General features: G+C 45.8%; 23 protein-coding genes and 3 tRNA genes. 12 read left to right on the forward strand and 14 right to left on the reverse strand.

Features of this window, described 5'->3' with window-relative positions:
• Positions 1 to 79 precede the first annotated feature (79 nt).
• The 8 genes from OH455_RS21955 to lolB all read right to left on the reverse strand — a co-directional run bounded on the left by OH455_RS21955 (position 80) and on the right by lolB (position 4953).
• A tRNA-Gln gene (locus tag OH455_RS21955) sits at positions 80 to 154 on the reverse strand.
• A gap of 29 nt (positions 155 to 183) precedes the next feature.
• Positions 184 to 268, reverse strand: a tRNA-Leu gene (locus OH455_RS21960).
• Between the two features lie 37 nt (positions 269 to 305).
• Positions 306 to 382: transfer RNA gene (locus tag OH455_RS21965), tRNA-Met, on the reverse strand.
• 268 nt (positions 383 to 650) lie between these two features.
• Positions 651 to 1742, reverse strand: a complete 1092-nt coding sequence (gene ychF / locus OH455_RS21970; RefSeq protein ID WP_045976704.1) for a redox-regulated ATPase YchF — start codon at positions 1740 to 1742, stop codon at positions 651 to 653.
• Positions 1743 to 1752: 10 nt separating this feature from the next.
• A complete protein-coding gene (gene pth / locus OH455_RS21975) occupies positions 1753 to 2343 on the reverse strand; it encodes an aminoacyl-tRNA hydrolase (RefSeq protein ID WP_206376570.1) in 591 nt (196 codons plus the stop codon).
• A 149-nt stretch (positions 2344 to 2492) separates the two neighbouring features.
• Positions 2493 to 3437 (reverse strand): ribose-phosphate pyrophosphokinase, encoded by a 945-nt coding sequence (locus tag OH455_RS21980; protein ID WP_045976703.1) that lies wholly within the window; start codon positions 3435 to 3437, stop codon positions 2493 to 2495.
• Between the two features lie 29 nt (positions 3438 to 3466).
• Entirely contained in the window at positions 3467 to 4339 is an 873-nt protein-coding gene (gene ispE, locus OH455_RS21985) for a 4-(cytidine 5'-diphospho)-2-C-methyl-D-erythritol kinase (protein WP_269982795.1), read from the reverse strand.
• Complete coding sequence (lolB, locus tag OH455_RS21990) at positions 4336 to 4953, reverse strand: lipoprotein insertase outer membrane protein LolB (RefSeq protein ID WP_269982807.1); 618 nt, start codon at positions 4951 to 4953, stop codon at positions 4336 to 4338. Before lolB ends, ispE begins: the two co-directional genes overlap by 4 nt.
• Before the next feature lie 162 nt (positions 4954 to 5115).
• Here lolB and hemA point away from each other — a divergent pair, with 162 nt between their 5' ends.
• The 8 genes from hemA (at position 5116) to ybaK (ending at position 13123) form a co-directional block, all read left to right on the forward strand.
• Complete coding sequence (gene hemA / locus OH455_RS21995) at positions 5116 to 6372, forward strand: glutamyl-tRNA reductase (protein WP_045976701.1); 1257 nt, start codon at positions 5116 to 5118, stop codon at positions 6370 to 6372.
• Positions 6373 to 6425: 53 nt separating this feature from the next.
• Complete coding sequence (prfA, locus tag OH455_RS22000) at positions 6426 to 7514, forward strand: peptide chain release factor 1 (RefSeq protein WP_206376553.1); 1089 nt, start codon at positions 6426 to 6428, stop codon at positions 7512 to 7514.
• A gap of 3 nt (positions 7515 to 7517) precedes the next feature.
• Entirely contained in the window at positions 7518 to 8387 is an 870-nt protein-coding gene (gene prmC / locus OH455_RS22005; RefSeq protein ID WP_269982796.1) for a peptide chain release factor N(5)-glutamine methyltransferase, read from the forward strand.
• Between the two features lie 2 nt (positions 8388 to 8389).
• Complete coding sequence (locus OH455_RS22010; protein WP_045976698.1) at positions 8390 to 8773, forward strand: SirB2 family protein; 384 nt, start codon at positions 8390 to 8392, stop codon at positions 8771 to 8773.
• 19 nt (positions 8774 to 8792) lie between these two features.
• Positions 8793 to 9602, forward strand: a complete 810-nt coding sequence (locus tag OH455_RS22015) for a SirB1 family protein (RefSeq protein WP_045976697.1) — start codon at positions 8793 to 8795, stop codon at positions 9600 to 9602.
• Between the two features lie 46 nt (positions 9603 to 9648).
• Positions 9649 to 10500 carry a 3-deoxy-8-phosphooctulonate synthase gene (gene kdsA, locus OH455_RS22020; RefSeq protein WP_206371668.1) on the forward strand — a complete coding sequence of 284 codons (852 nt, stop codon included), beginning with the start codon at positions 9649 to 9651 and terminating at the stop codon, positions 10498 to 10500.
• A 404-nt stretch (positions 10501 to 10904) separates the two neighbouring features.
• Complete coding sequence (gene ushA, locus OH455_RS22025; RefSeq protein WP_269982797.1) at positions 10905 to 12566, forward strand: bifunctional UDP-sugar hydrolase/5'-nucleotidase UshA; 1662 nt, start codon at positions 10905 to 10907, stop codon at positions 12564 to 12566.
• Positions 12567 to 12649: 83 nt separating this feature from the next.
• Positions 12650 to 13123, forward strand: coding sequence for a Cys-tRNA(Pro) deacylase (gene ybaK, locus OH455_RS22030; protein WP_269982798.1), 474 nt, complete (start codon positions 12650 to 12652; stop codon positions 13121 to 13123).
• Between the two features lie 326 nt (positions 13124 to 13449).
• Here ybaK and OH455_RS22035 read toward each other — a convergent pair whose 3' ends face one another.
• Entirely contained in the window at positions 13450 to 14694 is a 1245-nt protein-coding gene (locus tag OH455_RS22035; protein WP_206371671.1) for a uracil-xanthine permease family protein, read from the reverse strand.
• Between the two features lie 248 nt (positions 14695 to 14942).
• On the opposite strand from OH455_RS22035, the gene OH455_RS22040 reads away from it, so the two are divergent.
• Positions 14943 to 16169: a DUF2066 domain-containing protein gene (locus OH455_RS22040; RefSeq protein WP_269982799.1), complete on the forward strand. Its 1227-nt coding sequence runs from the start codon at positions 14943 to 14945 to the stop codon at positions 16167 to 16169.
• 30 nt (positions 16170 to 16199) lie between these two features.
• Here OH455_RS22040 and OH455_RS22045 read toward each other — a convergent pair whose 3' ends face one another.
• From OH455_RS22045 to OH455_RS22060, 4 genes are read right to left on the reverse strand one after another with little or no spacing between them, the layout of a single operon-like run.
• Positions 16200 to 16619: a DUF2069 domain-containing protein gene (locus OH455_RS22045; protein WP_269982800.1), complete on the reverse strand. Its 420-nt coding sequence runs from the start codon at positions 16617 to 16619 to the stop codon at positions 16200 to 16202.
• A 4-nt stretch (positions 16620 to 16623) separates the two neighbouring features.
• Positions 16624 to 17190 carry an NAD(P)H:quinone oxidoreductase gene (gene wrbA, locus OH455_RS22050; protein ID WP_269982801.1) on the reverse strand — a complete coding sequence of 189 codons (567 nt, stop codon included), beginning with the start codon at positions 17188 to 17190 and terminating at the stop codon, positions 16624 to 16626.
• The gene (gene arsC, locus OH455_RS22055; RefSeq protein ID WP_206376561.1) at positions 17187 to 17531 is read right to left on the reverse strand and encodes an arsenate reductase (glutaredoxin); all 345 of its coding nucleotides are present in this window, start codon (positions 17529 to 17531) and stop codon (positions 17187 to 17189) included. Before arsC ends, wrbA begins: the two co-directional genes overlap by 4 nt.
• 48 nt (positions 17532 to 17579) lie before the next feature.
• The gene (locus tag OH455_RS22060) at positions 17580 to 19034 is read right to left on the reverse strand and encodes a beta-barrel assembly-enhancing protease (RefSeq protein ID WP_269982802.1); all 1455 of its coding nucleotides are present in this window, start codon (positions 19032 to 19034) and stop codon (positions 17580 to 17582) included.
• A 303-nt stretch (positions 19035 to 19337) separates the two neighbouring features.
• Here OH455_RS22060 and OH455_RS22065 point away from each other — a divergent pair, with 303 nt between their 5' ends.
• From OH455_RS22065 to OH455_RS22075, 3 genes are all read left to right on the forward strand, one after another.
• Positions 19338 to 19574: a sulfurtransferase TusA family protein gene (locus tag OH455_RS22065; protein ID WP_045976687.1), complete on the forward strand. Its 237-nt coding sequence runs from the start codon at positions 19338 to 19340 to the stop codon at positions 19572 to 19574.
• Entirely contained in the window at positions 19567 to 20643 is a 1077-nt protein-coding gene (locus OH455_RS22070) for an AI-2E family transporter (RefSeq protein ID WP_206376563.1), read from the forward strand. The genes OH455_RS22065 and OH455_RS22070 overlap by 8 nt, the downstream gene beginning before the upstream one ends.
• Positions 20644 to 20853: 210 nt before the next feature.
• Entirely contained in the window at positions 20854 to 22725 is a 1872-nt protein-coding gene (locus OH455_RS22075; RefSeq protein WP_269982803.1) for a methyl-accepting chemotaxis protein, read from the forward strand.
• A gap of 57 nt (positions 22726 to 22782) precedes the next feature.
• Here the strand turns inward: OH455_RS22075 and bcp are convergent, their stop codons facing one another.
• Complete coding sequence (bcp, locus tag OH455_RS22080) at positions 22783 to 23253, reverse strand: thioredoxin-dependent thiol peroxidase (protein WP_045976684.1); 471 nt, start codon at positions 23251 to 23253, stop codon at positions 22783 to 22785.
• Positions 23254 to 23260 lie beyond the last annotated feature (7 nt).

The following is a 23260-nucleotide window of genomic DNA, read 5'->3' on the forward strand; positions in this document are numbered from 1 at the left end:
ACTCGTGAGCGAGACAATATAAACCTTCGCGCTCTTAGTGACAAGCCCTTTTTCTAAAAGGCTTAACACTTTAAATAAATGGCAGGTCTACCTGGATTCGAACCAGGGAATGGCGGCATCAAAAGCCGCTGCCTTACCGCTTGGCGATAGACCTGCAGGCGATAGCAATAAGCTATCCAAATATGGTGCGGAAGGAGAGACTTGAACTCTCACACCTTGCGGCGCCAGAACCTAAATCTGGTGCGTCTACCAATTCCGCCACTTCCGCATCTATTCCTAAACACTTTCGTAAAAGGTTTTAGGAATGGTGGCTACGACGGGATTCGAACCTGTGACCCCATCATTATGAGTGATGTGCTCTAACCAGCTGAGCTACGTAGCCATACCATATTGAGTTCTTTCAGATAGTTGACCTTATCATCGGGAACGGCGCGCATTATGCGAAGTTGGAGCAAAGGCGTCAATAGTTTTTTTGAATAAATCGGGATAAATCAACTGTTCGGTTTCTTTTTAAACAAAGAGGCGTGTTAATCACCGAAAAGTGATAACAAAGTGTGACCCATTAGCTAACTTAATATAGGCGTCAAAGATTCAGAAACCACAAAGCCAGCACGAGTGCTGGCTTTGAAAGTTAATGATTTGCAAAGAAATTAAACGTTGAAGCGGAAGTGAACGACATCACCATCTTTGACGATGTATTCTTTGCCCTCTAAACGCCACTTACCCGCATCTTTTGCACCACTTTCACCGTTGAATTCGATGAAATCATCGTAGCCAACGACTTCAGCTCGAATAAATCCTTTTTCAAAGTCAGTGTGAATCTTACCTGCTGCCTGCGGTGCTGTTGCTCCAACCGGAATCGTCCATGCTCGAACTTCTTTCACGCCTGCAGTGAAGTAAGTGTGTAGCGTGAGTAGCTCATAACCCGAGCGGATCACACGGTTCAGGCCTGGTTCTTCAATGCCCATGTCTGCAAGGAATTCTTCGCGATCTTCATCTTCCAGCTCAGATAGTTCAGATTCAATCGCTGCACATACCGGTACAACAACGTTGTTTTCTTTTGCTGCAAACTCACGTACTGCGTCTAAGTATGGGTTATCTTCAAAACCATCTTCGTTGACGTTGGCAATGTACATCGTTGGTTTGAGGGTCAAGAAGTTTAAGTAACCAATCGCTGCCAGCTCTTCTTTTGCCAGCTCAACCGTGCGGGCCATGCCACCTTCGGTCAGAACGGGAAGTAGTTTTTCTAAGACAGTTAGCTCAAACTTAGCGTCTTTATCGCCACCTTTTGCTTTCTTGTTGTTACGTTGAATTGCGCGCTCACAAGAATCTAGGTCGGCCATTGCTAGCTCAAGGTTGATAACCTCGATGTCCTCAATAGGAGACACTTTACCAGCTACGTGAACGATGTTTTCGTTCTCAAAACAGCGCACTACGTGGCCAATTGCGTCAGTTTCTCGGATGTTCGCTAGGAATTTGTTACCTAGGCCTTCACCTTTGGATGCACCAGCAACCAGACCTGCAATATCAACGAATTCCATCGTTGTTGGCAGGATTTTCTGTGGGTTAACGATCTTTGCTAGCGCGTCTAAGCGCAGATCGGGTACAGGTACAACACCAGTATTTGGCTCGATAGTACAGAACGGGAAGTTTGCTGCCTCGATGCCTGCTTTAGTTAGTGCGTTAAACAGAGTTGACTTACCGACGTTTGGTAGACCAACGATGCCACATTTAAAACCCATGATATTAACCTTATTCTGCTTTGAACGTGTGTAGACGGTTTTGCGCTTTTGATAGGCCATCCTTTACTAGGATGTCTAGACAGCGTACGGACTCATCCGCCGCTGCATCCAGTAACTCTTGCTCTTTGGCAGGCGCTTTGCCTAGAACAAATCCCGCTACTTTGTCTTTATGTCCCGGATGGCCAATACCGATCCTGAGACGATAGAAATCCTTGCAATTGCCAAGCTTACTAATTGTGTCACGGAGGCCATTGTGTCCGCCGTGCCCGCCGCCTTTCTTAAATTTGGCGATACCGGGAGGTAAGTCTAGCTCATCGTGAGCGACCATTATTTCTTCTGGCTTTATCTGGTAGAACTTTGCCAGTGCGGCAATCGATTTACCAGAGAGATTCATAAAGGTCGTTGGAATAAGCAAGCGGAGATCTTGACCGTTGATCATAATGCGTCCAGTCAGGCCAAAAAACTTCGTTTCGTTTTTCAGTGTGATGTTATGAACACGTGCCAGTTCTTCTACTACCCAAGCCCCCGCATTATGGCGAGTTCTGGCATATTCAGGCCCAGGATTGGCAAGGCCGACAAGAAGTTTGATCGGTTGACTCAAGGTTAGGATCTCTCTTGGAATCTCAAAAAGCGCAGTATGATAGCACAGATTTCTTAGCTCGGGCGAGGTGTGCGTTGACTGCCAGTTTATTGCCATAAAAAAACACCCCAAAGTGGGGTGTTTTTAAGTCATTCTTATCTAATCCAAGCTTAGTTGAACATGGCAGAGATAGACTCTTCGTTGCTAATACGACGGATGGCTTCAGCCAACATACGCGATAAGCTCAGCGTCGTCACTTTACCCGTGGCTTGCATTTCTTTTGATTGAGTAATGGAATCTGTCACGATGACTTGGTCCAGTACCGAATTCTTGATGTTATGAGCGGCGTTGCCAGAGAACACGGCGTGAGTTGCGTAAGCAAAGACACGCTTAGCTCCACGTTCTTTTAGCGCTTCTGCCGCTTTACATAGAGTGCCGCCAGTATCGATCATATCATCAACGATCACACAGTCACGGCCTTCTACATCACCAATCAAGTTCATCACTTCGGAAACGTTCGCGCGTGGACGACGTTTATCAACGATAGCGATATCGATGTCGCCTAAAGCTTTAGCTGTCGCACGAGCACGTACAACACCGCCAAGATCTGGAGAAACCACAACTGGATTTTCAAGACCTCGCGCTTCCATATCTTCGAGCAAAACAGGTGTACCGAAAATATTATCTACAGGGACGTCGAAGAATCCCTGAATTTGCTCTGCGTGTAGGTCGATAGTGAGGACGCGGTCAACGCCAACGTTAGAAAGGAAGTCAGCAACAACTTTTGCTGTAATTGGCACACGCGCTGAGCGCACACGACGGTCTTGGCGAGCGTAACCAAAGTAAGGGATAACTGCTGTAATACGGCCCGCTGAAGCGCGGCGCATTGCGTCAATCATCACTACAAGTTCCATTAGGTTGTCGTTAGTTGGTGCGCAGGTAGATTGAATGATAAAAACATCACTACCACGTACGTTTTCGTTAATTTGTACAGCGACTTCGCCATCCGAAAAACGAGAAACACTTGCATCACCAAGAGAGATGTATAGACGATCAGCAATACGTTGGGCTAGTTCAGGTGTAGCGTTACCAGCAAATAGCTTCATATCAGGCACGGTGGAAACCTCAGGGTTGCGTCCAGTATTTAGATAGATATATTGTGGGCTAAGCAATACTTAGCGAGCGTCTCATGTAAAGGAGAAATGTTCTTCCCTTTTGCTACAAAAGCAGAGACGTTGTCAGGCATTCTTTCAAGAACCTTGTTGGCCTCATTTTGGCTTGAAAACTCAGCAAAAACGCAGGATCCGGTCCCCGTCAGTCTTGACGGCGCATATTGTAGCAGCCAAGAAAGTTGCTTATCAACCTCTGGGTAGAGCATTCGAACAATTTTTTCGCAATCGTTTTCGTACGGGCTGTCAAGAAGTGTTGCCAGATCACGCTTTGGTGTGTTTCGAGTCAAGGCAGGGTGAGTGAAAATATCCACAGTTGCGATGGCCACATCCGGTCTAACGACGAGGTACCACTTTTCTTCAGGTTCAGTCTGAGTTAACGCTTCGCCTACGCCCTCAGCAAATGCCGAAAATCCGCGTGTAAACACCGGTACGTCAGCGCCAAGCCCTAACCCAATCTCCGCCAATTCATGTTCTGATAGGTGAGTCTGCCACAGGTGATTCAGAGCGACTAAAACAGTTGCTGCGTTTGATGAGCCACCGCCGATGCCTCCGCCCATTGGCAGCACTTTGTCTAATTCGATTTGTGCACCGTATGAACAATCTGTTTTCGCTTTCAGTGCCATAGCCGCCTGCCAAATCAGATTGTCTTCCAAAGCTACGCCCGGCAGATCGGGCGTCAATCGGATTTCACCACTCTGATCAGCAGTGATAGTGAGGGTGTCACCATGATCAACAAACTGGAATAAGGTTTGCAACTCGTGATAACCGTTGTCACGGCGACCTATGATGTATAAGAAAAGGTTCAATTTTGCCGGTGAAGGCCAATGCGTTGTTTCGCTGATCATTGATCAAGATTCCATTTGGATATAACGATGTTGATTGAAATATCGCCTTGTTTCAACTTTAGCTTCTGTGGCAAAGGTAAAACGTTACCCTGATACTGGATATCTTGATAGTTAAGATAATCAAGTTGCCAGATTTGCCCATTAATCTGTTTAGTCAATGAGGCCAAAGTATTGGTGTCATTGAGTCGGTATGTGTCAGCGTTAATGGGGCTACCTAAGAACCAGTTATTAAGTTGCTCAACAGGTAAGGTGAGGCCTGTTAGGCGATAAATAAGCGATTGGGCATCGTGCGAAGTGTAGGTCTGGTCTTCATAGGTTTCGACTGAAGCACCAATTGGCGTAATTTTCAGGTTCAGCGCAGTCTGGCCGATAAAGGTGGTGAGTCGAAGCTGACTTGCCTCTGGACTGTGCTTCCAATGAAAATTTAGAGATTGGCGCTGTTGAGGAGAAATGTAGCCCAGTTTACCGCTAGATTGATACTGAAGAATACTGTCCAAGCGTTGCTGATGAGTTTGCCATTCGACATTGGTTTTACTGGTGTTGAGCGTGGTACAACCAGACAGAATCAACCCAGAGAGTAGAAAAATGAGTAAGGGACGAAAGTAAGCCGCCATTGCTGATAATTTATCCATTTTAGTCCTTATCTTGTGCCACACTATATCATTGAAATCACGAAGTCATGAAAACATATCCCGGATACCCTTTAATTAAATTGGGTCATCAAGTAAAATTCCGTTCTTATTTGTTTATTCGCCGATTCAGAGAACCTTGATTACATGTCTTTGCTTGCCATAGGTATTAACCACAATACAGCTTCGGTAGAGTTGCGAGAAAAAGTCGCATTTGGACCGGAGAAGTTACCTCAAGCACTTAATCAGTTAGGCGATAACCCTCTTGTAAACGGCAGTGTGATTATTTCTACGTGTAATCGTACTGAAATATATTGCGATGTTAAGTCTTCCGGAAAAAGCAAGGTCATTGATTGGTTGGCACAATTTCATCAGGTTAGCCCGGAAGATTTAAAACCCAGCCTCTATGTCCATGAAGAGCAAGCCGCTATTCGTCATTTGATGCGAGTCTCTTGTGGTTTAGACTCTTTGGTATTAGGCGAACCGCAAATCCTCGGACAAGTCAAACAAGCCTATTCAGATTCTCGTGAGCACAAAGCGGTTGATACTGCGATGGAAAAACTGTTCCAGAAGACATTTTCTGTTGCAAAACGTGTCAGAACAGAAACCGATATCGGTGGTAATGCGGTGTCTGTCGCTTATGCAGCCTGCACATTAGCGAAGCACATCTTTGAATCACTGCGTGATTCGACCGTATTATTGGTGGGTGCGGGTGAGACGATTGAGTTGGTTGCTAAACATCTGGCAAGTAATGGTTGTAGCAAGATGATCGTTGCTAACCGCACTAGAGAGCGTGCTATGCCTCTCGCGGAACAATTTGGGGCTCAGATTATTGGCTTGCCTGAGATACCAGAACATCTCCCTCGCGCTGATATTGTGATAAGCTCCACCGCCAGTCCGTTGCCAATCATTGGTAAAGGTATGGTGGAAAGTGCACTGAAAGCTCGTCGGCACCAGCCAATTCTGTTGGTTGATATCGCTGTCCCGCGTGATATTGAATCGCAAGTTGCGGAATTGGATGATGCATACCTTTATTCTGTGGATGATTTGCAGTCAATTGTCGAAAACAACATGGAACAGCGAAAAGTGGAAGCCATTCAGGCGGAAGCGATTGTCAGTGAAGAGAGCGCCATCTTTATGTCTTGGCTACGCTCTCTCCAAGCGGTCGACAGTATTCGCGACTACCGTAAGTCGGCTAACGACATTCGAGAAGATCTGCTGAGCAAAAGCCTTCAGTCATTAGCCGCAGGCGTCGAGCCCGAAAAGGTTCTGCTTGAACTCAGCAACAAACTGACAAACAAATTGATTCATGCTCCAACCCGAGCTTTACAAAATGCGGCGGAGCAAGGCGAGCCAGCTAAGCTTGCTACGCTAAGACAAAGTTTGGGTCTGGAAGACTCCTAATTTTTTTGGCCGTCAAAGACGCCCAATTTATCGAACCCTGAGTTAAGAAAACTATGAAAGCCTCGATTCTAACTAAGCTAGAAACATTGGTTGAGCGTTACGAAGAAGTTCAACATCTACTTGGCGATCCGGACGTGATCGGTGACCAAAATAAATTCCGTTCCTTATCAAAAGAGTACTCTCAGTTAGAGGAAGTCACTAAGTGTTTTCAGGCTTACCAGCAAGCTCAAGAAGACTTGGTAGCCGCTGAAGAAATGGCGAAGGAAGATGACGCAGAGATGCGCGAAATGGCTCAGGAAGAGATCAAAGAAGCAAAAGAAACTATCGAGCGTCTCAGTGACGAGCTGCAAATTTTGTTGTTGCCAAAAGATCCAAATGACGACCGCAACTGTTTCTTAGAAATCCGTGCGGGCGCCGGTGGCGACGAAGCGGGTATCTTTGCCGGTGATCTTTTCCGTATGTACAGTAAGTTTGCTGAGAAAAATGGCTGGCGTATTGAAGTTATGTCTTCGAATGAGGCAGAGCACGGTGGTTACAAAGAAATGATCGCTAAGGTGTCTGGAGACGGTGCTTATGGCGTATTGAAGTTTGAATCAGGTGGTCACCGTGTTCAGCGTGTGCCAGCGACTGAATCGCAAGGTCGCGTCCACACTTCCGCATGTACTGTGGCTATCATGGCCGAGATTCCAGAAGCGGAAATCCCAGAAATTAAAGCGGCTGACCTAAAGATTGATACCTTCCGCGCCTCTGGAGCTGGTGGTCAGCACGTTAACACGACAGATTCTGCTATTCGTATTACCCACTTGCCGACAGGAACGGTAGTCGAATGTCAGGATGAGCGTTCTCAACACAAAAACAAAGCTAAGGCCATGTCGGTACTTGCCGCTCGAATTATTCAGGCGGAAGAAGCGAAACGGGCAGCTGAAGAATCTGATACTCGACGGAACCTGCTTGGTTCTGGTGACCGTAGTGACCGTATTCGCACTTACAATTATCCACAAGGTCGTGTATCGGACCACCGTATTAACCTGACTGTCTACCGTCTTAACGAAGTCATGGAAGGGGATCTAGGATGCTTGGTTGAACCTGTTATTCAGGAACATCAGGCGGATCAACTTGCGGCGTTGGCTGAGAACAACTAATCAATGACTGCACTGCACAGTGTTGAACACACACTAAAAAGTGCCGCCCATAGACTTCAAGAGAGTGGCAGTGATTCGCCCTCTCTTGACGCGGCGGTATTGCTTTGCCACACCCTCAACAAACCTCGCTCCTTTCTGCTTACGTGGCCTGATAAAATTCTGGATTCAGAAGCAATCTTGGCTTTTGAAGCGAACTTACAGCGTCGAATCAATGGCGAACCTGTCGCTTACATTACTGGGGAACGTGAGTTCTGGTCATTGCCGCTAAAAGTCGCCCCCAGTACGCTTATTCCACGTCCAGATACTGAGCGTTTGGTTGAAATTGCCTTAGAGAAAGCTATTTATAATCAAGGTGATATTCTCGATTTAGGCACAGGAACCGGCGCGATTGCGCTCGCCATTGCTTCAGAGTTACCAAACCGTCAAGTTTGGGGTATCGATCTCAAGCAAGAAGCTAAACAGCTCGCTGAGTCTAATGCTGAACATCTGGGTATTCGCAATGCACAATTTTTATCAGGCAGCTGGTTTGAACCTATAGGAAGTGGTACAAAGTTTGCTCTCATAGTATCAAACCCTCCTTATATTGAAGAGCATGACCCGCATCTGGCACAGGGAGACGTGCGATTTGAACCGCTGAGCGCTTTAGTGGCAAAAGATAACGGATTGGCTGACATCAAACATATTTCAAGTCAGGCACTCAACTTCCTTCAGTGCGATGGCTGGCTGATGTTTGAGCACGGTTACGATCAAGGTGCGGCAGTGAGAGAGATTCTGGGCTTACTGGGGTACCACAATATTACAACTTATAAAGACTACGGCGAAAACGACCGCGTAACCATAGGTCAATTTTCTCCAGATAAGCAAGAGAGATAATTATGTACGAAGGTTTAAAGCACTTTCACCTATTGACGATAGCAATCAGTGCCACTTTATTGTCTGTTCGTTATGCGATGATGATGGCAAACTCAGGTTTACTTGAGAAGAAGTTTTTTAAGATCTTTCCCCATATCAATGATACCTGTCTATTGTTGTCTGGCATCGGTCTGATATTTATCACGGGCTTTATTCCTTTTACACCAGCAGCCCCTTGGCTGACTGAGAAGATCACTTGTGTACTGGCCTACATCGCACTTGGATTCTTTGCACTTAAACTAGGTAAAAATAAACTACTGCGTACGTTTTCTTTCTTTGGGGCACTAGGCTGGTTAGCAATGGCTGGCAAAGTCGCTATCAGTAAAGCGCCAATATTTTTAGGTTAAGGGGTTCTAGGTAATATTCATGCTTGAGTTGTTTGATGAAGATTTTGACGCCATCGAACTGGCAGAAGGGGCATTGATACTGAATAAAGCGATCAACCCTACAACTAATGATCAGTGGGCCGAGAGAGAATTGCATCGATTACTGAAAGAAGCAGAGCTGAACTTGAGCCAAGATGCGGACGAAAAGCAGCGTTTTGATTCGTTATTAAGACTGTTTTATCACGAGTGGTGTTTTACTGGCGATCAGGAAGCTTATTACGACTCTTCCAATGCGTTTATTGATAAAGTCCTTGAACGTCGCAAGGGTATTCCGGTCAGCTTAGGTGCGGTATTACTCTATTTAGGACGCAAGTTAGGCTTTCCCATTACGGGTGTGACCTTTCCAAGTCAGTTTTTGCTAAAGCTGGAGTGGTATGGAGAAAGCCCTCAGTTTATCAACCCGTTCAATGGCGAGTACGTCTCTAAGCATGTACTCGGTGCGTGGTTGATTGGTCATAGTGGGCCATTAGCGACTCTGAAACATGAGCATCTCAAATCGGTTGATAATCCGACAGTCATTGGCCGCTGGCTGGCACTCCTCAAGAGCGCATTGCTGCGTGAAGAGCGCTATACTTTGGCCTTGAAGTGCACGGATTTAGCACTGACTTTTGTTCCTGATGACCCGTATGAAATACGTGATCGTGGGTTTATCTATCAGCAGCTCGATTGTCACCAGATGGCATTGAGTGATTATCAGTATTTTATCGACCAATGTCCCGATGACCCGGCAGCTGAGCTGCTAAAAAATCAAGTTAACGCTATGAGTGAAACTCAAGTGACACTACATTAAGCCCAGCACTAGGTTGGCATATATACATAGAAATAGAGAGAAAATAATGGAACAGAAAATCGTTCATGTTGGTGATATTCCAGTTGCCAACGACAAGCCGTTTACGTTGTTTGCGGGCATGAATGTTCTTGAATCTCGTGATCTGGCTATGCAGATCTGTGAACACTATGTCAAAGTGACAGAAAAGCTTGGCATTCCATATGTGTTCAAAGCGTCTTTTGACAAGGCGAATCGTAGCTCTGTTCATTCATACCGCGGTCCAGGTCTTGAGGAGGGAATGAAAATTTTCCAAGAGCTTAAAGACACGTTCGGTGTGAAAATTATTACTGATGTACACACAGAAGCTCAGGCGCAGCCTGTCGCTGACGTGGTGGATGTAATCCAGCTGCCAGCGTTTTTGGCTCGCCAAACTGATCTTGTTGAAGCGATGGCAAAAACAGGTGCTGTGATTAACGTTAAAAAACCTCAGTTTATGAGTCCGGGCCAGGTGGGGAACATTGTTGATAAGTTCAGTGAATGCGGCAATGACAATATCATTCTATGTGAGCGTGGTTCTTGTCATGGTTATGATAACCTAGTGGTTGATATGCTTGGCTTCGGTGTGATGAAGAAAGCGTCAAAAGGTAGCCCAATTATTTTTGATGTGACCCACGCACTGCAAATGCGTGATCCTTCAGGTTCAGCATCTGGCGGTCGCCGTGAGCAGACGGTTGAATTGGCAAAAGCGGGTCTTGCGACTGGTATTGCAGGTCTATTTATTGAAGCACATCCCGACCCAGAGCAAGCAAGATGTGATGGCCCATCAGCATTGCCGTTAGACAAGTTGGAACCTTTCCTCGCGCAAATGAAAGCGCTGGATGACTTGATTAAAGGCTTCGAGCATATTGAGATTAAATAGTCTTCGATGTTTAAAAAAAGGTGAGTCAATTGACTCACCTTTTTTGTTTTCGTAGTGCTTTAAATGCACGATGACCTCGCTCAATAAGACGGGGATGTTTTCGTTCTGTGTTGAGCAAACGGTCAATCTCACACTAACGGTTTAGTGACATTCACTCACAGTCAATCGTTTGCTTGTGACCGTTTGTTAGAACAAGTGCAATTATGCTGCTTTGTTACACACTTAAATATCAATTAGGGTGATCTGCTCTACATAAATATGAAATCAAGATGTTACTCCAAATAGGTTAACTTAAACTGGTTCAAGTTTTACTGAGTTATCAGCGATGAATTGCTGACCATGTCTGTTCAATGCACTCGGTATTTAATGCAGTGAAAACCCCAAAAAATTTCAAAGGTATAACAATGAAGCAACGCCTAATTGTAAAAACCGCACTAAGCGCAGCGATTCTTGCAACTCTCGCTGGTTGTGCGACAGCACCCCAACAAGAGTGGGAGACGGATAAAACTTATAAGTTGACGGTTCTGCACACCAATGACCACCATGGTCGTTTTTGGCAGAATAAATATGGTGAGTATGGTATGGCTGCTCGTAAAACATTGGTTGACGAGTTGCGTGCGGAAGTCGAAGCCGAAGGGGGAAGCCTTCTTTTACTCTCAGGTGGTGACATCAATACGGGTGTGCCAGAGTCTGATCTGCAAGACGCAGAACCAGATTTTAAAGGTATGAACAAAATCGGTTACGACGCAATGGCTCTAGGTAACCACGAGTTCGATAATCCACTTGACGTGCTTTTCAAACAACAAGAGTGGGCTAACTTCCCAATGCTTTCAGCAAACATCTATGATAAAGAAACAGGTGAGCGTATGTTCCAGCCTTACCAGATGTTTGATAAGCAGGGTATTAAAATTGCTGTTATTGGTCTAACCACGGAAGATACGGCGAAAATCGGTAACCCAGAGTTTATTGATGGTATCGATTTCCGCGATCCTAAAGTTGAAGCGAAAAAGTTGATCGCTGAGCTTAAAAAAACAGAAAAGCCCGATTTGATTTTTGCTGTTACACATATGGGCCATTACGAAGATGGTAAGCGTGGTGTAAATGCACCAGGTGATGTGGCTCTTGCTCGTTACCTAGATGAAGGTTCTCTAGACATGATTGTGGGTGGTCACTCTCAAGAACCAGTCTGTATGGAAGCTCCAAATGTCGTTAAAAAGAACTTCAAACCTTCTGATGAATGTAAGCCAGATCTGCAAAACGGTACCTACATTGTTCAGGCTCATGAGTGGGGTAAATATGTAGGTCGTGCAGATTACGAATTCCGTAATGGCGAGCTAGAGATGGTGAGCTATGACCTAATCCCAGTGAACCTTAAGAAGAAGGTTAAAATTGACGGTAAGAAGCAGCGTGTTCTTATTGAAGATGAAATCAAGCAAGATGAAGAGCTACTGGAATTCCTACGTCCTTACCAAGAAAAAGGTAAAGCGCAGTTGGACATTAAGATTGCAGACACCAACGGTAAACTAGAAGGTGACCGTAATGTCGTTCGATTCAAGCAAACTAACCTAGGTCGTTTGATTGCGGCAGCACACATGGAACGTGCGAAAGCTGATTTCGCCGTCATGAACTCTGGTGGTGTACGCGATTCAATCGAAGCGGGCGACGTAACGTATAAAGACGTACTGAAAGTTCAGCCATTCGCGAATATCGTCACTTACACGGATATGTCAGGTAAAGAGGTTCTGGATTACCTGAACGTTGTTGCAACTAAACCTATTGATTCTGGTGCATATGCGCAGTTTGCCGGTATTTCTATGACAGTGGCAAATGGCAAAGTATCGAATGTTGTGATCGGTGGTGAACAGCTTCGTTTAGATAAGACTTACCGTTTCACTATCCCAAGCTTTAATGCGGCTGGTGGCGACGGCTACCCTAAACTGACAGGGCACCCAGGCTACGTCAACACTGGTTTCGTAGACGCTGAAGTTCTAAAAGAGTATCTAGAAGAGAACAGCCCTGTTGATGTGAACAAGTACGCTCCTGCTGGCGAGATTGTTTACAAGTAAGTTGACTAAAACTTCGAAATCTCATTAACTTAAAGCGCTGCTCATTTTGCAGCGCTTTTTGTTATTGACCCTATGGAACTAGCATGACTCCTGCAATCAACCTCGCAAAGAAGAAAAAAGTCACCCACATCGTTCATCACTATGACCACGATCCCCGCACCGAGAGTTATGGTTTGGAAGCGGTTGAAGCTTTAGGGCAAGACCCAGAGCAAGTATTTAAAACCCTATTGTTCTGTATCAATGGTGAGCCTAAACACTTGGCGGTTGCAGTGATTCCGGTCGATCAAAAACTGAATCTGAAACTGGCCGCTAAAGCTGCGAAAGCGAAGAAGGTAGAAATGGCGAACCCTGATATCGCGCAAAAAACGACGGGTTACGTGGTAGGGGGAATTAGCCCGCTTGGCCAGAAAAAAATGTTACCTACTTTCATTCATCAGAGCGCACAGCACAGGGAGACGATTTGTGTGAGTGCTGGTAAACGTGGTTTGGAAATAGAATTAGCGCCAAGAGATTTGGCTGCATTGACTCATGGGCAATTTGCAGAGCTGTGTGGGTAGGGGATTAGGGAACGGACTTCGTCCTTCGGGATTTTGGAACGGGCTGCGCCCTATGGAACACTTCGTTTCGGGAAAGCGTTGCCCTGCTAAAAGTTCTACAGAGTGTTGACAGGACTTGTCCTTTGGAAGACACAGTTTTCCAGTTTTCCAGTTTTCCAGTTTTCCAGTTTTCCAGTTTTCCAGTTTTCCAGTTTTCCAGTTTTCCAGTTTTCCAGTTTTCCAGTTTTCCAGTTTTCCAGTTTTCCAAAAAAGGGTTGACGCAAAACGCCAACCCTCCAAAACTGCTCGATTCTCGATTCTCGATTCTCGATTCTCGATTCTCGATTCTACTTCGTTTCTTCTTCCATCTGAGCGTTATCCACGACATGGTTTTCGCCCAAGTCTTTCGGAAGCAATAGGTTAAGCAGAATAGCAACAATACCGCATAAACTCACACCTTGAAGGCTGAACTCGCCGATGCCAAAAGCCATACCACCGATCCCAAATACTAGGGTGATTGCGACGATAACCAGATTACGTGATTTGTGCAGGTCGACATTATTCTTAATCAACGTATTTAAACCGACAGTGGCTATTGAGCCAAACAGCAAAATCATAATACCGCCCATGACAGGCATAGGTATGGTCTGCAGTGCTGCACCAAGCTTTCCTACTAGTGCTAACACAATCGCACTTACTGCGGCCCATGTCATGATCACAGGATTAAACGCTTTAGTCAGCATGACTGCTCCCGTCACTTCTGAGTAGGTCGTATTTGGTGGAGCACCGACCATAGAAGCGGCTATGGTTGCCACACCGTCACCAGCAATGGTGCGATGTAAGCCAGGCTTTTTAATGTAGTCCTTACCTGTTACGTTCGAGATTGCAAGCATATCCCCTACGTGTTCAACAGCAGGTGCAATCGCGACAGGAATCATAAACAAGATAGCGTTGATGTTAAATTCTGGAGTGGTAAAGTTTGGCAATGCAAACCAAGCCGCTTTATGCACTGGCTCGAAGTCAACGATGCCATAACCTAGGCTCAGCGCATAGCCGACAATGATACCACCGAGAATGGGGGTCAGTTTGAGGAAACCTTTGGCGAAAACGCTTAGAATGATGGTCGTTAACAAAGACGCAACTGAGATTACCAAAGAAGCATTGCCATCAATGACTTGTGAGCCATCTACTTTGCCCAGCGCCATATTGACCGCTACCGGAGCCAAGCCTAAACCAATTACCATGATGACCGGTCCGACAACTACGGGTGGAAGCAACCTGTGAATAATTTCTACACCACGTGCTTTAATTAGCGCTCCCATAGCAACATATACGCAGCCAGCTGCCATTAGCCCCCCCATAGTGGCGGGAATACCCCAGGTTTGAACTCCATAGAGAATAGGAGCAATAAAAGCAAAAGAGGAAGCAAGAAAGATAGGAACAGAGCGGCGAGTAACAAGTTGAAAAAGAAGGGTGCCGACGCCTGCACCAAACAGAGCGACACTAGGGTCTAATCCGGTCAGCAACGGCACTAACACGAGAGCCCCAAATGCGACAAATAGCATCTGCGCACCTTGGATGGCGTTTTTCATAGCTTACTCCTTGTATGTTAGATCGAAGAGCAATAGGTCAATGCTCAACAGAAAAATAAAATTCGCGGGATTTTATCACCTTAGCAATCGTTTGCAATCTGAAGTAGGTCAAATAAACAATAATTAACTCATCTGTTAGCGTGATAAGTTAAGGGTGCTAAAACACATAAATCCGACCTTTAGTTGCTCAAGATGGGATAGTTGCTTATCATCCGAAGCTGCAATGAAGAATTGACCTTAGGAAAGCTATGCGCCATTTAGTTTTGTTGGCTTTAGGGCTGGTGGGGTTCCCTGCCGCTGCTTTGACCAATGTAGATTTATATCAAACTGAGATTGTACTTGATCAAAGCGTTGAAAATGCCGACGTACAAGCTCGTGTTGATGGAATGAAAGAGATCATCGTTCGTGCTTCTGGCGATCAAAGTGCGCTATCGAATCAGGTCGTACAAAAGGCTCTGAAACAAAATTCTCAGTACCTTTCGCAAATCAGCTACGGTCAGCTTGATGGCCAGCAAACACTTCGACTAGGCTTTAGCGCTCCTCATATCCGCTCTCTACTAAGTCAGGCTCAGCTCCCGATTTGGCCAGCAGCCCGTGCCAACTTGCTGGTATGGCTAGTTGAAGAGACGCAGTATGACCGCAGTATTAGTTGGGAACACTCAGATTCCCCATTATTGAATCAGATGCGCGTTGAAGCTCAAAAGCGTGGATTACCTCTGACTGTGCCTGTTGGAGATTTCGACGACATTACAGGGGTCGCTGCCTCTGACCTGTGGGGTGGCTTTGCTCGTCCTGTTGGTGAAGCGAGCCAGCGTTATCCCGTTGATGCTGTAATCGTTGTGCGAGTGCAGGGTAAATCGTTGCGCTGGACTTTGTATGATCAAAAACCTGCAACCATCGGTGTAACACGCCAAGCCCCTGTCTCTGGTTCAAACAGTGGTGCAGATTCTGCGGCTAAGATGGTGAACCAAATCAGTGACTACTATGCGAAAAAGAGTGCGGTTGTTGTCGCCAGCGAATCTTCTGAAACCATTAAGGTACGATTTACTTCACTAGACAATGCTGTCGACTTTTTTACTTTAGAAAAGCAGCTTAAGACGCTGAGCTCAGTAGCATCGTTAGATATTCAGAAAATTCAGGGTAATCACGTGACCTTTAATGTTCACTTGCTCGCTTCTCAGGCAGAATTTGAGCAAGAAGTCCTTCGAATGGGCCCAGTAGTACAACTGGACAGTGCAAGTGAGGCGCCGTCTTTCTTAGAGCAGCCATCGCAGCTTGAGCAGCAAACAGAGGTCGATAGTAGTGGTCAGCCTGTGAAGACGGAAGAGCACACAGGGGATGTACCTACCGTTGCTCCTGCAGAGCAAACACTACTCTATGAGTGGCAAGGTAAACCCTCGATTATCTTAGGCCAAGAGACTGAAAGCTCTGAGCCAGACAGTGATCAGGCTACCATTGATGAACTGATTGAATAGTAAAAAGGTCTGGCAAATGCCAGACCTTTTTTATTCGAACCGTTCTTTTTCTTCTTTTTCTACTTTTGACAGCCGTTTGAGCTTGAGCCCTAACTCTTTACCACGCGAGCGTGCATAAAGAATGTTACCGGCGAAGGCCGCAGCAGTAAGCATCAGTTCTACCCCTGCTAACCAGCGTTCACCATCGTCGATATAAAGTATGGTTAAAGCATGCAGAAAGTACAGCATCAGCACGAAGTTGGCCCAAGCGTGTGTGTACGGTTTTCCAGCTAGAATGCCGGGTAACGGCAACAGCAGTGGAATGCTCCAAGCAATAGCAAGCGAAATATTGCTAATATGAGGGTGAGGAGATAAGCTCAGTTGCCATAAGGCCACCCAAGCAAGCAGGCCGAGGTTTCCACATAACGCTAGAAGCCGAAATAATTTGGTTTGAGATTGCATTTCCTGCATGCCATCAGTCCTTCATTTTTAACGCAGTGATTGCCAAGCGTTTGCCCAGTTGTTGTGCCAGTTCCATTTCATCTTGACTTAGCGATGATCCGTCATGCGTTACCGATGTCGCCCCGTAAGGCGTTCCACCTGTTTGCGTGGTGTGCAGTGTTGGCTCAGAATACGGAATCCCTAAGATCATCATGCCATGGTGTAGCAGAGGCAACATCATGGTTTGTAGGGTGGTCTCTTGCCCGCCATGTAAACTAGAAGATGAGCTAAAGACGCATGCAGGCTTATCGATCAAATCGCCAGACACCCATAATGAAGTCGTCTGGTCCCAGAAGTGTTTCAATGACGCTGACATATTACCAAACCAGACCGGGCTACCCATGGCGAGACCGTGACATGCTTTCAGTTCATTTAACGTCAGTACAGGATCTTGGGCCGTTTGCCTTTCATCTATGTCTTCCACTGTTCGAATCAAGGCTTCGCAGTGAGGAATAGATTCTATTCCTCGGGCGATTTGTCGTGCTAATGCGAGGGTAGAACCGTGTCGGCTATAATAAAGAACGACAATCTGGCAACTCATAGAATATCGAGCACCTGTTCTGGAGGGCGACCGTGTTTCGCCTGACCATTGCTGATGACGATAGGGCGTTCAATCAATTTTGGATTAGCTGACATTGCTTCAAACAGTTGTTCGTCTGTTGCATCGGCTAGGTTGAGCTCTTTGTAAACGTCTTCCTTGGTACGCATCATAGCTCGGACGTTATCTAGGCTGAGCTGCGCAAACAGGGATTTTAATTCAGCCACGCTCGGTGGTGTGTCGAGATATCTGATGATGTCTGGTTGAATATTCTTTTCTTCCAGAAGTGCCAGGGTTTGGCGGCTTTTTGAGCAACGAGGGTTGTGATAAATCACGACTGACATAAGTTGAGTCTCCGAGTTATTGGGAACGGCGTGCTATCCATTCCATCATTATTGTAGAGCCATAAAACGATCGCGCTGAACCATAAGCTGATCGATGCGTGCATCGTAACGTGCTTGCTGTAGGCTGCCAAGTTCAGCCAGTTGGCTGGCTTGAGTGTAATACTGAATTGCCTTATTCCAATTGGCTTTCAACGCTAAAATTTCCGCACGAGCCGCAAGATCCTCGTCGCTGCGGCCAAGATGAATACTGGCTTCAGACAGTAAATGCCAACCATTCACGTCGTTAGGGTTATCATGGGTATAGCGCTGAAGGACACGCACCGCTTCTGCATTTTTATCCTGCTTCATCAGAGCGTTGGCATAATTGATGGTTAACACGGCGTTGTTTGGTTTACTTTTCAACGCTTTTTGCAGCATTTTCTCTGCTTCACCAGCCTTTTTCTGCGCAATATACAAATCGGACATGGCGTCTAAGTAGAAGTTGTTGTCCGGTTGCTGTTGAGTCAATGATTGTAAGATCGTGTTAGCTTTATCCAGCTCATTATTGTCTAAGTGGACCAGAGCTCGACCATATTGAAACGAAGATTTCAGGCTCGCAGGTGCCTTCTTCTCTGTACGAGTCAACCAATCCATGGCGGCTTTAGCATTGATACTAGCATAGCGAGCGACAATACGAGCACGAGCAAGGTTGTAATTCAGTGAAGGGTCAATTCTTCTTGCCGGATAATTTTGTGCTCTTGCTCGGCTGTCGGTGATACGATCTTCTGGCAGCGGGTGCGTTAAGAGCATGGGTGGTGGCTTACTGGCATATCGATATTCATCGGCTAAGCGGCTGAAGAAACGCGGCATTGCGTTCACGTCAAAACCCGCTTTGGCGAGTGTGTCTATGCCAAATCGGTCAGCTTCTTTCTCGTTGCTGCGTGTATAGTTGATCTGGCCCTGAATATTGCCAGCAGTGGTTGCGGTAATCGCGGCGATACCCGCTTCAGGGGCAGCGATAGCGAGAAGCAATGAGCCTGCCAACGCCGCCATCGTTGCAGGAGAGCGCCTTGCTTGTTCTTCCATACTGCGGGCGAGGTGACGCTGAGTAACGTGCGCTATCTCGTGTGCGACAACGGAAGCCAACTCGCTTTCACTTTTGGCATGAAGAAATAGCCCAGTATGCAGAGCAACGTAACCACCAAAAAAAGCAAAAGCATTGATATTGCGGTCACGGATCATAAAGAAGGTAAACGGGGTTTTTACATCACTGGCGCTGGCGACCAACTGGTGACCTAAGCTGTCAATATATTCATTCAGAACTGGGTCATTGACGATAGGTTGGTTGTTACGCAGCATGCGCATGTAGGCATCACCGTACTGTAGCTCTTGATCTATGGTCAAAGTGCTACTGGCTGCCGTACCAATATCGGGTAAGTCGAGTGTATTGGCATAGGTGGGTGTTTGGATACCCAACGAAGTTGCTAAGCAAATGCAAACAAGTGAACGCGTACGTTTAAACATATTTTACTGGTGATACTCCGTGATCATTTGGTCTATCCACTTAGTCTGAGTCATTCGGTTATAATCAGCGATGTCACAGGCTTGGGGGTATAGCGTTTGACACTCTTTTACTGAGTTGGTTTCACCGTCGATTGGCTACCAAATGATGAATAGACCGCCTTTATTTCATCTGTCGAGTGTAAAGCGTTCCATTGCATTAAGTCATGACAAAGTGAAACTTTTCTTCGCATCGGCGTATTTGCACTGACGCTTGGAAAAAAACACTATACAATATTCTCCCTATGATAAGCATCGAGCTAAAGAATGGAACAGAATCTTTTGGATCTGCGTCAAGAGCGTTGTCCTATGGCATTGTTACTTGCCAAGCGTCACACTACAGGGTTATGTGCGGGGCAACAAACAACAATTTATGTTTCAGATCCTAGTTCGATGTCAGATATAAAACATTTCCTGCTAAAGCAATCCTTCGAGTTGGTCTGCGAAGAGCTGGATGGTTATTACTGTTTGCAAGTGACTAAAGGAATCTTGTCGAATGTTTGAGATGGTGAGTCGTTGGTACAAACGACGTTTTTCTGATCCACATGCTGTGAGCTTGGTTGCGATCCTGCTCTTCGGTTTTATCACGATTTATTTCTTCGGCAATCTGATCGCGCCTTTGCTTGTTGCGATTGTATTGGCTTACTTGCTGGAATGGCCTGTTTCTCAGTTGTCTCGTCTTGGTATTCCAAGAACGTTGTCGGTCATCTTAGTGATTCTCGGTTTTACTAGTTTGATGTTGGTAGCGGTGTTTGGCCTTGTGCCAACTATCTGGCAGCAAGTCGGCAATCTTATTAACGATATTCCTTCGATGTATTCAGGACTGCAAAAAGTGATTGCGGAGCTTCCGCAACGTTATCCTGAGTTGGATAACTTCCAAATTGTTGAATCTCTGGTGACCAACGCGAAGAATCAAGTCATTGTGATGGGTGAGACGGTTGTTAAAGGCTCACTAGCTTCATTGGTGAGCATTGCTACCCTAGCTGTTTACCTTATTCTGGTTCCACTACTGGTGTTTTTCCTGCTTAAAGATAAGCAAGAGATGATTGCCATGGCGAGTGGCCTTTTGCCACGGAATCGTAAGTTGGCGACCAAAGTTTGGCATGAAATGAATGATCAAATCTCCAACTACATTCGTGGCAAAGTAATGGAAATCTTAATAGTCGGTGGTGTGAGTTATGTGACATTTGCCATTCTAGACTTGCGTTACTCGGTATTACTTGCGGTTGCTGTAGGCTTATCGGTTTTAATCCCCTACATCGGTGCTGCGGCGGTGACCGTACCTGTCGCGATGGTGGGGTTGTTTCAGTGGGGGTTCACGCCGCAATTCTATTGGTTATTGCTTGCCTACGGTATCATTCAGGCCTTGGATGGCAATGTACTGGTTCCTGTTCTTTTCTCTGAAGCGGTGAATTTGCACCCAGTGGCTATCATTGTGGCTGTATTGGTATTTGGTGGGTTATGGGGATTCTGGGGTGTATTCTTTGCCATCCCTTTAGCCACGTTAGTTAAGGCGGTCTGGAATGCACTGCCCAGCAATGACGAAGACGAAGTCTATTCACATCCCGGATAGGCTCAATCGACAAATTTATTAGTTAAAAAGCCTCAAAGCGACAGCTTTGAGGCTTTTTATTTGTGCAGAGGGTATATACTTTTTAAAAGATTGTTTTACAAAGTATGAATTTTGTAAGAAATTTCTTAAGTCTTTTGTAGTTAGGACGATAATACTAGATACAGATATAACAACTATAAATTAAAAACGAATTAATCTTTGAGGGACACTATGAGATTTAGTCAAAAAATCGTTGCTGCATCATCAGCGTTGTTGTTAGTGACCGTTGTATTACTCTCGGTGCAACAACTGAATACAGTAAAGAGTGAAGTAGAGGACTTAGTAGATACCAGTCTGATAGAGATGGTAAAGGGAGTGAAAAACACTGTCACGTCAGAAATGGCGAGTAAGAAATCCCTTGCCCAATCTACCACTGAGGTGATGGAACTCGACCCTCAAAATAAAGCACGAGTTAAAGATATTCTTGAGAAACCCAATCTCAAAGGGAGCTTCCTGGCGGTTGGTTACGGCTATGAAGCGGATGGTTTTGTGGTAGAAAATGATGATGGCTGGGAAGCTGGTCCTGATTATGATCCGCGTATCCGACCTTGGTATAAAGATGCCAAAGCGCAAGGCAAGCTTGTCGTCACTGCTCCCTATGTCGATATCTCCTCGAAGAAAGTTATTATTTCTATCGGTACACCAGTTCGAGACAATGGCCAGTTTACTGCAGCGATGTTTTACGATTTAGAGTTAACAGGGTTAGCGGATTTAGTTAACAGTGCCAACCTATTGGATGCAGGTTACTTGTTTATTATCGCCGCTGATGGGACTACTATCGCACACCCTGATGCCGAGAATAATGGCCAAAACCTGACTACCTATTTGCCAGAAGCGACTATTCAAGAGGGTAATCAACGTATTGAAAAAGACGGCCGCTCCTACCTAGTTCACTTTACTAAAGTACCAAGTGAAAACTGGTATATCGGTGCGATTGTTGATGAGAGCATCGCGTTTGCAGCTATTAGTGAGATGCGCAACAGCTCAATTATTTATACCTTGATAAGTGTTGTCTTAAGCGTTGCGGTATTAAGCTTTTTAATCAAGGTTCTGATGCGTCCCCTAGGAACACTCAACGAAGCCATCAAAGATGTTGCTTCGGGCCAGGGTGACTTAACCAAACGTCTGGACACGAATACTGATAAGGAGTTTGCTGAGCTGGCGGAAGGCTTCAATACCTTTACGGAAACTTTGCAAAAGCAAATTCAGCAGTCGAAAGCCATTGGTGCTGAGATCCTTCGTGGTACTGAAATGACGGTTCAGGGCTCACAAGAATCAGCGGAGGCGATGCGCAGCCAATTGCAAGAACTTGAGCAACTAGCGACAGCAATGAACGAAATGGCTGTGACGGCAACAGAAGTTGCGAACAACGCTCAAGGTGCTGCAGGTGCCGCAAAGGACGCGGATGAAGCGACACAGCAAGGCTCCTCTGTGGTGAGCGCTACCACGTCATCGATTGATGCATTGTCGGCGCGAATCGATCAAGCCGTTGAAGAAGTGCAAGGTCTAGAGTCTGCTACAGCCAACATTGAAACCATCCTTAAAGTCATTAATGATATTGCCGATCAAACCAACCTATTGGCATTGAATGCGGCTATTGAAGCAGCACGTGCGGGGGAGTCTGGTCGAGGTTTCGCTGTGGTAGCAGATGAAGTTCGAACACTTGCGCAGCGTACTCAGGAATCGACTACCGAGATTCGCAGCATGATTGAGCAGCTACAGGCGGGCGCAAGTTCAGTGTCAGCGGCAATGCATGAAAGCAAGAACACGGCAGTGGACGCGGTGGAAAAAGCTCAGGCAGCGAATGAGTCTTTGCAACAAATTCGTGATGCGATTCAGAGTATTACCGACATGAACATGCAGATTGCTTCAGCTGCGGAAGAGCAGAGCTTAGTAGCGGAAGAGATCAACAGCAACACGGTGAAGATTAAAGACTTGTCGACACAGGTATCTGACTCTGCAGAAAACGCCAATATTGCCATGCAAGTACAGACGGAAAACGTTCGTGAGCAAGATGCAATACTGAACAAGTTTATTGTGTAAGTGCAACGAATTAAAAAACGCCAGCGATACGCTGGCGTTTTTTTTGACAGTAATGAGTTACTTGTTTCCGTTCAAGTAATCTAAAACCACTTCATGATGATCTTTCGTTTTAAACTTATTAAAGACGTGCTCGATGATACCTTCTTCATTGATAAGGAAGCTGATGCGGTGCAGGCCGTCATAGACTTTACCCATAAACTTCTTCTCGCCCCACACACCGAACTGGTCAGCCGCCGCGTGATCTTCATCTGACAACAAGGTAAAGTTGAGGTTGTCACGTTCGATAAATTTACCTAGGCGTTTCACTGGATCAATGCTGACGCCAAGCACGACCACATTGTGAGCGTCCAATTCTGCTTTCGTATCACGCAAACCTTGCGCTTGAACCGTACAGCCTGGTGTCATGGCTTTTGGATAGAAATAGAAAAGAATTTTTTTACCAGCAAAGTCACTGAGTGACACTGTGTTGCCGTCTTGATCCAGCAGGGAAAATGCCGGAGCTGGAGTACCAGCTGTTAGCGTGTTCATTGATTTT

The sequence above is a fragment of the Vibrio sp. T11.5 genome (genome assembly GCF_027587155.1).
Classification (GTDB): Bacteria; Pseudomonadota; Gammaproteobacteria; order Enterobacterales; family Vibrionaceae; genus Vibrio; species Vibrio neptunius.